This is a genomic window from Massilia paldalensis (genome assembly GCF_044901715.1).
Taxonomy (GTDB): domain Bacteria; phylum Pseudomonadota; class Gammaproteobacteria; order Burkholderiales; family Burkholderiaceae_D; genus Telluria; species Telluria paldalensis.
This window is the reverse complement of the sequence record NZ_JBJCIU010000002.1, coordinates 1,070,928-1,080,807: the sequence shown is the minus strand read 5'-3', so window position 1 is coordinate 1,080,807 and position 9,880 is coordinate 1,070,928. Positions and strand designations below refer to the sequence as shown.

Here is a 9,880-nt window from a genome sequence, read left to right as displayed (position 1 = left end):
TATACGTACCCAGTGCCGAACTTTCCTTGAATCAGGCTGGTGACGCGACCTTGCGCCCAGCTTTCGAAGAGTGCGCGCTCGTTACCGGCACCCGCCGTGCTCGGGTTATCTGCAGGTGCAGGAGCGGCGCGAGATGCTTCGCAGTCGCAGGTGCCGCGCCATTCGCCATCGATGCTTACGACGTCGCCAGTGCCGCCGCACGCTGAGCAAAGGGCTCGCATTTGCGCGCAGACGTCTGCCTTACTGGCATGGTAGAGAACAGCGGCTTCGATGGCCCTTGCAAAGCTGACGGGCCACGTCCCAGTCAAGAACGGGTTGTACGAGTGCTGTTCGTTGAGTAATTCGTTGATCTGCTCATCCGTCAGCACTGCTTTATTGGTGTTGCCGGCCGCTTCGCCGAGACTCCGCTGCGCCGTATGAGCGATGCCTGCGAGCGTGCCAACAGCCACATACAGCTTCGGCTCGCCAGTTACCGGCAGCAGCACGGTATCGGTGCCGGTCAGTTCGCGCAGCTCGGCGCCGGCGCGGGCGGTGCGGTCTGCCAGGTACTGCTTCATTGCTTCGGGATTCTTGTGCATACGATCTCTCTCAGTAGTCTTGTTTGAATTTCACTTTGTTCAGTGCTGCCCACGCATGGACGTATTCGATCAAGCTGGTCATGCGCGCTACGCTCATCTGTGCTGACGACTCCCGCACATTCACGAACTCGCCCTCGATGCCTGGTATCAGATCCGCCCCAATGCCTACTGCCACCGCATGGCCGCTGATCATCAGCGTCTTCCATTGGTTCAGCGTGAGCCGACGCCCCAGGTAGGTCGCCTTCTTTTCAAGCTCACCGAACATGGCATGGAGCTTCGCGTTCTGGTCAAGGCTTCGGGCGCGGGGCCCGGCCTTGATGTCGTAGCCTTCTGGCAGTCCAGCGACCTTTTCGGCCAAGTGCTGTCGATTCGCTGCGGTGATCGTCCCGATGCGCGTGTAGGCCATGTCAACGCCCCCAGGCCACCTGTTTCAGCCCGGATCGCTGCAAATCCAGCGCCTCGATATCCGCGACGCACGCCTCGATCTTGTCGAGCGTCTCGCGCCCCAGGGACAAAAGCCCGAGCACCGCGCCGATTTCTGGCGTGTCACCTTCGGGCGGCTGCATGTAGCGGAGGATCTGCGGGGCGATCGATAGAAATTGGCCGCACAGCATCTGAAGGCGCTTCTTCTCATCCTCGTGCGCCGCGCGGATCGTGGCGTACTGGCCGCGGGCGATGATGGTGTCTTGGTCGATGGTGGTCAGGTCGATCATGCTTGCTCCGCGAGTTGTTGGTTGCGTGCTGCCATTCGTGCCGACTTGACGGCCTCGTGGTGTTCGATGATCTGCTGGTCGCCTGTGGCCTCCCAGGCTTCGGTGGCGATTGCGGCCAGCTCCTTCGACGATTTGGCCTCATCCATCTTGGCGCACCAGTCGCTGACGGACAGCGCTTTCGGGGCTTCGGCGCCGGTTTCGAGCCATTCCTTCAGGCGGGCGCCGGTATCAACACTGATCGGGGTCGGGGTCAGGCCCGAGAACAGGCCGGTGCGGTCCTTCGTCGCGGTGGCGAAGTTCCCGTCATGGATCAGGTCCAGGACGACGGTCATTTCGTACTCGAAGCCATCTCGCTGCTCGGCCTTCATGCCCAGCTTGACGACCTTCTTGCGGCCGCCCTCTTCCGTCTGCGCCGTTTCGGTCTTGCTGCGCAGGGTGACGATGATGTGCATCGGGCTGTGCAGGATCGCGTCAAGCAGCGCACGGTGACGCGGCGTGACGTCGCTCCAGGCGCTCCACGAGTTGCCCTTGTACTTCGAACGGGCGATGAGATCAACCTCTTCCAGGCAGCCGCCGACGCCGCTCCACTCGTGCGTGATGCTGTCGATGATCAACGTATCGTAGCCAGCCGCTTCGGCCACTTTGATCGCCTCGATGTAGCGTTCCGGCGTGAACGGCGCCTCCAGGTTCAGCGCGTCGAAGTCGGCCAGGTGCGAGTACAGCGATGCGCTGTCACGCTCCGTGTCGATGACTGCGATCTTGCCGCCCAGGCCAACGCCCAGAAGCAGTGCGCCCCAAGTCTTGCCCGAACCGCTGGGCCCGGTCAGTGCGAGCCGTAGCCGTGCCTTCTGACGCGTAGCTTTCGTGAACTTCATGTCGATCTCCGTTAAAAAGGTAGGTTGTTCTCTCGTATGTACTGCTCGTGTTCCCTGCGCTGCTGCTCGGTCATCACCGGCCGCCAGGGCTCATGCTTCGCTGGCTTGCTCGGCATCGGCGGCCACTTTGGCGGCGGAGGCATCTGATTCGTCATTGCTGGCTCCATTCCTGTGCTGGTTCGTTCGCCTCTTCCGCCCTCTGCACTTCCGCTACGATTATCAGGAAGGCCATTACGAGGACTAAGGCGCGGGCTGTGTTGCGGATCATGCTGCTCGTACCTCCGGCATACTGTTTCCTCGCTTGTTGTTGCAGGGCTCGCAGGACAACTTGCGGTTGTTGTCGTTATCGAGGCCACCGCGGGACAGCGGGATAACGTGGTCGACGGTGGCTGTTTCTTCACTGAGGTTGCAGCCGCACCAGTGGCATGACTGGCTCTTTCGGAGCATCTTCAATTTGATGGCCTTGTAGCTCTTGCGCTTCACCTTCGTAATCGGCGGTGGCTCGCATGCCATCTTGATTGCAGCCTTCATGTCGACTTGCTGAAAGCTCTTCACCGTATTCGCGACGTAAGCGGTTCGCTTCGATGCGAACGGGTAGTAATTGACCAGCAGTGCTCCCTGAAGATGGAAGTGCCCTTCCGACTTCAAAGAGACCGTGACGCCCTTATCGGCTGCCAGGTTCTGCAATCGGGTCAGCATCTGTTTGTCGCGCGGGCTCACGGCATCACTCCTTCCAGCACGCCGGCCAGCACGACCATGGCGCCGAGGCAGGCCAGCATCAAAACGGGATGGTCGTCTGTGACCTCGATGCGGTACAGCAGGAGGAGGCGGATCATTTGGCATCCTCCGGCGGCTTCATGCCCTTGATGTTGCCGAGGCGGCCATTGGCAAGTTCCAATTCGCGACGAGCAGCCTTGACATGCGATTCAGCCAGTTTCATCAGGTATGCATGGGCTTCTTCCCAAGAGTCGTGGTAGTAATCCCAACTTGATTGCTTTGCCTCCCGGCGTTCACCTCCGCCGAAACGGGGCAAGTAGACGAATGAAGCGGTTTCGCGGATGACATCCACCTCTTGGATTGAGCTACTGTTTTCTGTTGTCTTGTACTTCGTGATGCTCATGCCGCCTCTCCTTGCAGTTCGTTGGTCAGTTTCTGGTGCAGACGCCACAGGGCGCCGTAGATGCCGTCTTTCTTGGTCTGGGCGATGTACCAGCGCTCAAGCTCGGTGCGCTTGGCAGCGATATCGCAGTGGCCGCAGTCCAGGTATCCGTCGAGCGACTTGGACAGGCTGCCGGTGTCGTTGCAGCGTTCGCAGTTCATTGCAGGACTCCGCGAGCCCACAGCCAGCGCTCGGCGCGCGCAGCGATCGATTCCTCTTCGCGGCGCTTCTCCATCTGCTCGACCGCCTTGATCGCTTCGCACTCGGCATCGGCAGCAATCACCTTGTCGCGCACCTGCTCGAACGTCACGGCGCCCATCACCAGCTTGTGCAGGTCGTCGTAGGCAAACGCCAGGTAATCCGTGACGCAGTTGCCGACCTCGCGGATGGTTGTCATCTCGCCCGAGGCGATCAGCGCTTTCGTGTAGTCGGTGTTCTTGGCGGTCAGCTCGGCGATCTTGGCTTCGCGGGCTTCTTCGGGTGACATGCGGTCCATGACTGCTCTCCAGGCTTGCCCGCAGCGGCGGGCGCGGGGTTATTAACGTGGCGCGATTGAGAAAAGACCGGTTTTGATGTGCTTACGCGCGATTGCGTTGATGTCGTACGGCTGGGTTGGAAGCTGCTTGCCGATGTGTCGCAGGTTGAAGAAGGTATCGGCATCGAAACCTTGCTTTTCCCAGTCCGAACGTACGCAGGAGACTTGGACCTTGCCAGTGCTGACTACAACCCAAGGTTTGCCGTTCAACTCAATTTGCTGACCAACTTTCATCTTTCAGTTCTCCAGTTCTCGCCGCGCCCAGTGCGCTTGCCGCTGCCCTGCTGGGCTCGGTTGCGATGGAGTGATTATCGGAGTTCCTATCTGCCGTGTCAATAGGTTTACCGATATTTTTGTGCGATAATTTATCGGCCAGATCAATTCAGGCGTGCCTGCCCGGCGTCAGGGCGTAAAAAAGCCCGCGAGTGCGGGCGTGGAGGATGGGATGTCGAAGAAGAACCGCGTGACCAAGACGGTCATCGTTCACCTAACGGAGAACGGCAGTTATAAGGTTGGCGTTATCCAAGGGGAGAAACGGAGGCAAATGCATGACTTGAACTGGAGCCAGGTCAGAGCTGCATTAGATGAGGTACGCCGCCCAGCAAGTGCGGCAGACGCAAAGTCTGAGGGTGATAAACACTTGGCTCTGATCAAGGCTGCGCTTTCAGCAACTCCAGCAGGGCTGTGGCAGTTTCATCAAACGCCCCAATCGAGTAATCCGACGCCAACGATGCAAGCAACGAAGAACGAATTTGTTCCAGCCCGTCTTGCAGCGCTGGTGTGGCTTCTTGATTCCCTCGGTACTGTGCCATCAAAAAGCTAAGCGCGCATGTCAATGCATGCTGAGCGCCTGCGATAGCATCAACTTTGTATTGAAGGCTAGCAAAATCGTTTTGATCCATCTATAGCTCCCTCCCCGCTTCGGCGGGGATTGTTTTATTGGGTGTTGAGCGGGCAGAGCTGAACGACGTTGATCGTGTTGACCACGCCATTGCTATATTTGCAGTAGCGAAGCGTGCCGTTCGTCGACTGATCCTGGAGGTACCCAACTATTCCTATACCGGGAGAGGCCACGCCCGCAGTCACGGGTGCCGGAGTTGCTGCGGCTACTGACCGCTGAGCATTGGCCTGTGCCGCCTGGGAGAACGCGAGCCAGCGGGCAGAGCGCTCGGCACTTGCCTGCGCTTCTTGCTGCTGTTCGACCTGGATCCCATCCGCCAGCAATCCGCGCTGCTGGTAGGCGAACGTATCTCGGTCAATCGCGCCACCCTCGTACTGCTTTGACAGGTAAATCAGCTTGTTGAGAACTGACAGACTTGAGCCAGGAGCGTTTGCTGCTACCGCTCGCGAATAGGCGCCCTCGTAATAGTCTGACCACCTCATGGAGACACCTGCTAGCGGCTTATTCGTCGCGATATACTGGCTCAGTTCGCGTTGAGCTGGTGACGCGCATCCGGCGAGCACCAATGCGCCGATCAAAATCAACTTTTTCATGACACCCCCGTCGGCATAGCGTGCCGCCTTGTTTTTATAATCTGCCAGTCAAAACCCGCGTCGGCTGAATGACCACGCGGCCCACGATGGTGCATTGCCCACTACGCACGTTCACGTCATGGTGATCCGGGTTCACCGAGTGCAGATACCATTGGCCGCCCCTGTAAAGAAGCTGCTTGATGCAGGCTTCGCCGTCGAAATTAACAGCATAGACTTCGCGGCTGATCGGCTTGTTGTCCGATTTGTCGATGATGACCACATCGTCTTCGAACATCATCGGCTCCATGCTAGTCCCGGTCACGCGCATGCCAATCAGATTAGCTGCGCTCAGGCCTAAGGTTGCCAAGATGTGGGCCGGGATCAGCTCGTCTCCATCGCCGTCCATATCCGGCTCAGTATCGAACTGCGCCACACCAGCCCGCAGTCGAAGCTTGACACGCGGGATGGCCACAGTTTCGACGTCCCCCACACGCACGCTTCGCGCACCAGGTATGTCACCAGGACCATCCACGAACGGCGATGCCAATTCGCCCGGCGTTGGCTGATCCGGCGCCATCGCGCCCTTCCCTGTCTCAAGCCATAGGGCGCTCACGCCCAAGGCCGCTGCCATCGATGGCAACAATGTTGAACTTTGCGACTCGCCTGTCTCCAGCTCCGACAGTGCTCCTTGAGTCATCCCTACTTTCGAGGCAAGCGCCTTCTGCGTGAGCTTGGCAGCCTTACGCGCCTCTCTGATGCGTGAACCTATAGACATACCGATATTGTCCGCGCACAACGGATTGGAATACCGATTGACAGATAAAATTGGAGTTCCTATACTGTTGGACATGAATATCCCTTTCCTCATTTCTGAGCTGCAGCGCGCCGGGCTCACACAGTCCCAGATCGCAACCGCGATTGGCCTCAAGCAGCCGACCGTGAGCGAAATGGCCGCCGGTAAGGCTGGTGTCAAACGCCCATCGTTTCAGGTCATCAACGGCCTGCAACGCTTGGCGAAGAAACACAAAGTCTGCACCGAACCCCCGAATTGATATTGACCTGGCCCTACACGGCCAGTTCGCGTGCCCAGAAAGTTGCACGCAGGCAGAAGCCCTAGAGCAACTGCAAGTAGTACCCGCCAGCGAAAGCTGTCCATCCAGGAACACTCATTGGAGCAATACATGAAAGACCGTACCCGCAACATCGTCATGAAGATTCGCTTGAACGAAGAAGAGGCGCCAGTCATCCGCAAGGCTTGCGCAAAGGTCGGCAAGACCTTCAGCGCATTCACCCGCGAGCTTCTCCTTCAGTCGGCAGCAGCGCCCGCGCATCGTATGCCGCGTGGACCGCAACGAGAAGGTGCCAAACGTGGCCCGGTTTCGATGCGCTTCCCGATGCACCGCGCAGGCGCCTGCCGTCCCATGCGTCTTTGAGGCTTTTGGCGGATTCACCATCCTCTCTAAAGGAGATCACCTTGATCAGCAAGGAACGCATTATTGACACAGCCAGGGAACTGCGGCGCGCACAGAAAGAGCGCATTGCCGCAGAAACCGGCGAGCCGAAGAAGCGCGCCAAGACGCACGAATACCAGGTCGCAAAGCGGCTTGGTTATGCCGTCGACACCTACGAGCAAGAGCTGGACGAAGCTGTCCGCAGCCGCTTCCCGGCAAGGAGCGCGCAGCCATGACGAAGCCTCGCAAATCCAACCAACCCCACCTGATCCCGCTGGCACAACTGCCGGCGGCGCTCCTCCGCACCATCCAGATCGCGCCGCGCACGGTCAAGGAACTGTCAGCCCTTGTCGGCTACTCCGAAGCCGAGCTGCGTCGCCAGCTGATCCTGCTGGAAGAAAGCGGCGACGCCCACCGCATCCTGACCGCGCATCGCACGCCCGGCGTCCGTTGCTGGATGTGGTACTTCGGTGCCGGCGAATCAACCCTGCCACGGAAGTACGCTCCCCGCACCATCAAGGCCGAGGCACCGCGCCGCAGGATCCGTAGCAACTACCCCGCAGTCGACCGCCGCGATCCGCTCGTGTCGGCTCTGTTCGGGTTCGCTGGGAGTGTCGCATGATCGCCTACGAAGCTATCGGCCCGACCTCCAACGGCGACTTCCTGATCGCTTACCCGACGCCTGGCGCACCGCACATCATGACTGCGGCCGGCAGCGCATCGAGCAAGCAGGCAGCCATCGACGAGTGCGCGCGCCGTAACGAAGCCCAGGTCATCGACCGTCGCGTCGCCATGGTCCGCAAGGCCAACATGATCGTTCTGGACCGGGAGCGCTGACTATGGCAAACGGTATCGACTGGTTCCGCTGGCATCACGGCAGCGTGAACGATCCCAAGTTCGGCTTGGTCGCCAAGAAGGCCGGCGCACGCGTTGGTGACGTCATCACTGTGTGGGCTCTCGTTCTCGAGACCGCCAGCGCAAACACTGAGCGCGGCCAGTTCGACGAGATCGACTGCGAAGCGACCGACTTCCTGCTCGGCGCCGACGATGGCACCACGGCCCGCATCCTGGCTGCGATGCAGGGCCGCGGCCTGATCAATGAAGGCAAAGTCACCCGCTGGGAAGATCGCCAGCCCAAGCGTGAGCGTGTCGACACGACTGCTGCTGAGCGCAAACGTGCGCAGCGTGAACGCGAACGTGACAGCGAACGTGACAATGGAGACGATGGTTCTGTGGATGATGTCACGCCAAGTCACGCCACGTCACACCAAGTCACGCCTAGAGAAGAGAAGAGTAGAGAAGAACCTAAAACCCCCCATACCCCCCAAGGGGGGCAAGACGGCGAGCAAGACGAGGAGCCAAAGCGTCGCACTGCAATCTCGCTTCGGACCTACCTCGACGACTGCAAGCGGACTGGAGCCAAGGCAATCCCTGAAGGCCACGCCGTGTTCGCTTACGCCGCCAAGGTTGGCTTGCCTGACGACTTCCTGCGCCTGCACTGGTTCGCGTTCAAGGACCGCTACACCATGCCGAACTCGAAGCGGTACAAGTCCTGGCCGACCGTATTCCACAAGTCCGTGCAAGGCAACTGGCTCAAGCTGTGGTACGCGGCGAATGACGGCTCCTATGCCCTGACGACTGCCGGCCTGCAGGCCCAGCGCAACCACCAGGAGGCCGCATGATCGAGCTCTTCAACCTGGAAGCCGAGCAAGCCGTCCTAGGCGCCATCCTGCGCGACAACGACGCTATGGACCGCATCCCCGAGCTGGGCGCCGAGCACTTCTACCGCGGCGACCACCGCGCAGTGTTTGCCGAAATCGTCGCTCAGATCGGCGCTGGCAAGCGCGTCGACGCCGTCACCCTGGCCGAGCGCCTGAACGACCAGGCTGGCGAGATGTTCGCTTACCTGGCCCGCCTGCACAGCACGGCGCCGAGCGGCGCGAAGGTCGAGTACCACGCCCGCATCGTCATCGAGAAGGCTGCCAAGCGTTCGCTGCTCGAGCTGTCGGCCGATCTGGCTGCCGATGCCGAGTCGGGCAAGGAAAGTGGCGAGTGCATCGCAGCTGCTGCCGCCAAGCTGGACGACATGGCCCAGCGCAAGACCGCCAAGGATCCGCGCCGCTTGGACGCCACGCTGGAGGAGTACATCACCCTTCTGCAAGACCGCCTCGACGGCAAGGTCCGCCCGATCCCGACCGGCTACAAGCACCTGGACGAGATGCTGGACGGCGGCTTCGAGCGCGGCACCCTGACGGTCATCGCTGGCCGCCCGGGTACTGGCAAGACCGCTGCGGGCCTGGGGATTTGCCGCAACGCGTCACGGAATTACTCGGCGCTGTTCCTGTCGATGGAGATGTCGGTCAACCAGGTCAACGACCGCAATATCGCTGCCCTGGCCGAAGTCGACATGAGCTGGCTGCGCAAGCCAGGCGAGTCGGCCGCGGACAAGGAGCGCTGGGACGACATCGTAGGCGCCTCGATCAGCGCCCGCCGTCTGAACCTGTTCATCGACGACCAGACCGGCCTGTCGATACCGGAAATCCGCGCCAAGGCCCGCAAGATCAAGCGACTGCACGGCCTGGACGTCCTTTGCATCGACCAGCTCTCGTTCATCACCGGCGCCAAGTCGGACAAGCTGCACGAGGCGATGGGTGAGTACACGCGCGGCCTGATCGCCTTGGGCAAGGAGTTGGACTGCGTCGTGATCCTGCTGGCCCAGCTGAACCGGGAGTGCGAGAAGCGCGGCGACAAGCGGCCGATCATGTCCGACCTGGGCGTGTCCGGCTACATCGAGCAGGACGCCGCCAACATCATCTTCCTGTACCGGGACGAGCTCTGGAACCCGGAGACGGAGGACAAGGGCATCTGCGAGTGGATCAGCGTCAAGCAGCGTCAAGGCTCGCCAGGCGTCGTAGGCATCCGCTACGTGGGCACGCAAACCCGGTTCGAGGACCTGCCCTATCGCTGGCACCGCAGGGCGCCGACACCTGGGCCCCGCCTGGCAGCCAGCCGCGGCGGATTCACCTGAGGGCCGACCGATGACCAAACAGCAAATCCACATCCAGCGCGCCGCATCGCTGCTGGCAACCCTGGCCC

At 60.6% G+C, this 9,880-nt stretch carries 19 protein-coding genes; 8 read left to right on the top strand and 11 right to left on the bottom strand.

Features of this window, described 5'->3' with window-relative positions; genetic code table 11:
- From ACI1V7_RS14695 to ACI1V7_RS14655, 9 genes are all read right to left on the bottom strand, one after another.
- Window positions 1-578, bottom strand: a 578-nt coding sequence (locus ACI1V7_RS14695; RefSeq protein WP_404532502.1) for a hypothetical protein, incomplete at its 3' end; no start/stop codon positions are given.
- Window positions 579-588: 10 nt separating this feature from the next.
- Window positions 589-984: a recombination protein NinB gene (locus ACI1V7_RS14690; RefSeq protein ID WP_404532501.1), complete on the bottom strand. Its 396-nt coding sequence runs from the start codon at window positions 982-984 to the stop codon at window positions 589-591.
- 1 nt (window position 985) lies between these two features.
- Window positions 986-1,291 carry a hypothetical protein gene (locus tag ACI1V7_RS14685; protein ID WP_404532500.1) on the bottom strand — a complete coding sequence of 102 codons (306 nt, stop codon included), beginning with the start codon at window positions 1,289-1,291 and terminating at the stop codon, window positions 986-988.
- Window positions 1,288-2,166, bottom strand: coding sequence for an ATP-binding protein (locus tag ACI1V7_RS14680; RefSeq protein ID WP_404532499.1), 879 nt, complete (start codon window positions 2,164-2,166; stop codon window positions 1,288-1,290). Before ACI1V7_RS14680 ends, ACI1V7_RS14685 begins: the two co-directional genes overlap by 4 nt.
- 264 nt (window positions 2,167-2,430) lie before the next feature.
- Complete coding sequence (locus ACI1V7_RS14675) at window positions 2,431-2,886, bottom strand: HNH endonuclease (RefSeq protein WP_404532498.1); 456 nt, start codon at window positions 2,884-2,886, stop codon at window positions 2,431-2,433.
- A 112-nt stretch (window positions 2,887-2,998) separates the two neighbouring features.
- A complete protein-coding gene (locus ACI1V7_RS14670; protein WP_404532497.1) occupies window positions 2,999-3,286 on the bottom strand; it encodes a hypothetical protein in 288 nt (95 codons plus the stop codon).
- The gene (locus ACI1V7_RS14665) at window positions 3,283-3,486 is read right to left on the bottom strand and encodes a hypothetical protein (RefSeq protein WP_404532496.1); all 204 of its coding nucleotides are present in this window, start codon (window positions 3,484-3,486) and stop codon (window positions 3,283-3,285) included. The genes ACI1V7_RS14670 and ACI1V7_RS14665 overlap by 4 nt, the downstream gene beginning before the upstream one ends.
- Entirely contained in the window at window positions 3,483-3,821 is a 339-nt protein-coding gene (locus ACI1V7_RS14660) for a hypothetical protein (RefSeq protein WP_404532495.1), read from the bottom strand. The genes ACI1V7_RS14665 and ACI1V7_RS14660 overlap by 4 nt, the downstream gene beginning before the upstream one ends.
- 42 nt (window positions 3,822-3,863) lie before the next feature.
- Window positions 3,864-4,094, bottom strand: a complete 231-nt coding sequence (locus ACI1V7_RS14655) for a hypothetical protein (protein WP_404532494.1) — start codon at window positions 4,092-4,094, stop codon at window positions 3,864-3,866.
- A 211-nt stretch (window positions 4,095-4,305) separates the two neighbouring features.
- Here ACI1V7_RS14655 and ACI1V7_RS14650 point away from each other — a divergent pair, with 211 nt between their 5' ends.
- Complete coding sequence (locus tag ACI1V7_RS14650) at window positions 4,306-4,683, top strand: hypothetical protein (RefSeq protein WP_404532493.1); 378 nt, start codon at window positions 4,306-4,308, stop codon at window positions 4,681-4,683.
- A gap of 113 nt (window positions 4,684-4,796) precedes the next feature.
- On the opposite strand, the gene ACI1V7_RS14645 is transcribed toward ACI1V7_RS14650, so the two are convergent.
- On the bottom strand, window positions 4,797-5,354 hold the full coding sequence (locus ACI1V7_RS14645; RefSeq protein WP_404532492.1) for a hypothetical protein: 558 nt from the start codon (window positions 5,352-5,354) through the stop codon (window positions 4,797-4,799).
- 34 nt (window positions 5,355-5,388) lie between these two features.
- Entirely contained in the window at window positions 5,389-6,183 is a 795-nt protein-coding gene (locus ACI1V7_RS14640; RefSeq protein ID WP_404532491.1) for an XRE family transcriptional regulator, read from the bottom strand.
- On the opposite strand from ACI1V7_RS14640, the gene ACI1V7_RS14635 reads away from it, so the two are divergent.
- The 7 genes from ACI1V7_RS14635 to ACI1V7_RS14605 all read left to right on the top strand — a co-directional run bounded on the left by ACI1V7_RS14635 (window position 6,176) and on the right by ACI1V7_RS14605 (window position 9,812).
- The gene (locus ACI1V7_RS14635; protein WP_404532490.1) at window positions 6,176-6,385 is read left to right on the top strand and encodes a helix-turn-helix domain-containing protein; all 210 of its coding nucleotides are present in this window, start codon (window positions 6,176-6,178) and stop codon (window positions 6,383-6,385) included. The genes ACI1V7_RS14640 and ACI1V7_RS14635 overlap by 8 nt on opposite strands.
- A gap of 129 nt (window positions 6,386-6,514) precedes the next feature.
- Entirely contained in the window at window positions 6,515-6,766 is a 252-nt protein-coding gene (locus ACI1V7_RS14630) for a hypothetical protein (protein ID WP_404532489.1), read from the top strand.
- A gap of 41 nt (window positions 6,767-6,807) precedes the next feature.
- Window positions 6,808-7,020, top strand: coding sequence for a hypothetical protein (locus ACI1V7_RS14625; protein ID WP_404532488.1), 213 nt, complete (start codon window positions 6,808-6,810; stop codon window positions 7,018-7,020).
- Window positions 7,017-7,406: a hypothetical protein gene (locus ACI1V7_RS14620; RefSeq protein WP_404532487.1), complete on the top strand. Its 390-nt coding sequence runs from the start codon at window positions 7,017-7,019 to the stop codon at window positions 7,404-7,406. The genes ACI1V7_RS14625 and ACI1V7_RS14620 overlap by 4 nt, the downstream gene beginning before the upstream one ends.
- Window positions 7,403-7,621 (top strand): hypothetical protein, encoded by a 219-nt coding sequence (locus ACI1V7_RS14615; RefSeq protein WP_404532485.1) that lies wholly within the window; start codon window positions 7,403-7,405, stop codon window positions 7,619-7,621. Before ACI1V7_RS14620 ends, ACI1V7_RS14615 begins: the two co-directional genes overlap by 4 nt.
- A gap of 2 nt (window positions 7,622-7,623) precedes the next feature.
- On the top strand, window positions 7,624-8,466 hold the full coding sequence (locus ACI1V7_RS14610) for a DUF3824 domain-containing protein (protein ID WP_404532484.1): 843 nt from the start codon (window positions 7,624-7,626) through the stop codon (window positions 8,464-8,466).
- Window positions 8,463-9,812, top strand: coding sequence for a replicative DNA helicase (locus ACI1V7_RS14605; protein WP_404532483.1), 1,350 nt, complete (start codon window positions 8,463-8,465; stop codon window positions 9,810-9,812). The genes ACI1V7_RS14610 and ACI1V7_RS14605 overlap by 4 nt, the downstream gene beginning before the upstream one ends.
- Window positions 9,813-9,880: the final 68 nt, after the last annotated feature.

Bases quoted from the DNA above. Each gene is read 5' to 3' on its own strand.
- ACI1V7_RS14690 (WP_404532501.1), bottom strand. From the start codon at position 984: ATGGCCTACACGCGCATCGGGACGATCACCGCAGCGAATCGACAGCAC.
- ACI1V7_RS14685 (WP_404532500.1), bottom strand. From the start codon at position 1,291: ATGATCGACCTGACCACCATCGACCAAGACACCATCATCGCCCGCGGC.
- ACI1V7_RS14680 (WP_404532499.1), bottom strand. From the start codon at position 2,166: ATGAAGTTCACGAAAGCTACGCGTCAGAAGGCACGGCTACGGCTCGCA.
- ACI1V7_RS14670 (WP_404532497.1), bottom strand. From the start codon at position 3,286: ATGAGCATCACGAAGTACAAGACAACAGAAAACAGTAGCTCAATCCAA.
- ACI1V7_RS14665 (WP_404532496.1), bottom strand. From the start codon at position 3,486: ATGAACTGCGAACGCTGCAACGACACCGGCAGCCTGTCCAAGTCGCTC.
- ACI1V7_RS14660 (WP_404532495.1), bottom strand. From the start codon at position 3,821: ATGGACCGCATGTCACCCGAAGAAGCCCGCGAAGCCAAGATCGCCGAG.
- ACI1V7_RS14655 (WP_404532494.1), bottom strand. From the start codon at position 4,094: ATGAAAGTTGGTCAGCAAATTGAGTTGAACGGCAAACCTTGGGTTGTA.
- ACI1V7_RS14650 (WP_404532493.1), top strand. From the start codon at position 4,306: ATGTCGAAGAAGAACCGCGTGACCAAGACGGTCATCGTTCACCTAACG.
- ACI1V7_RS14645 (WP_404532492.1), bottom strand. From the start codon at position 5,354: ATGAAAAAGTTGATTTTGATCGGCGCATTGGTGCTCGCCGGATGCGCG.
- ACI1V7_RS14640 (WP_404532491.1), bottom strand. From the start codon at position 6,183: ATGTCCAACAGTATAGGAACTCCAATTTTATCTGTCAATCGGTATTCC.
- ACI1V7_RS14630 (WP_404532489.1), top strand. From the start codon at position 6,515: ATGAAAGACCGTACCCGCAACATCGTCATGAAGATTCGCTTGAACGAA.
- ACI1V7_RS14620 (WP_404532487.1), top strand. From the start codon at position 7,017: ATGACGAAGCCTCGCAAATCCAACCAACCCCACCTGATCCCGCTGGCA.
- ACI1V7_RS14615 (WP_404532485.1), top strand. From the start codon at position 7,403: ATGATCGCCTACGAAGCTATCGGCCCGACCTCCAACGGCGACTTCCTG.
- ACI1V7_RS14610 (WP_404532484.1), top strand. From the start codon at position 7,624: ATGGCAAACGGTATCGACTGGTTCCGCTGGCATCACGGCAGCGTGAAC.
- ACI1V7_RS14605 (WP_404532483.1), top strand. From the start codon at position 8,463: ATGATCGAGCTCTTCAACCTGGAAGCCGAGCAAGCCGTCCTAGGCGCC.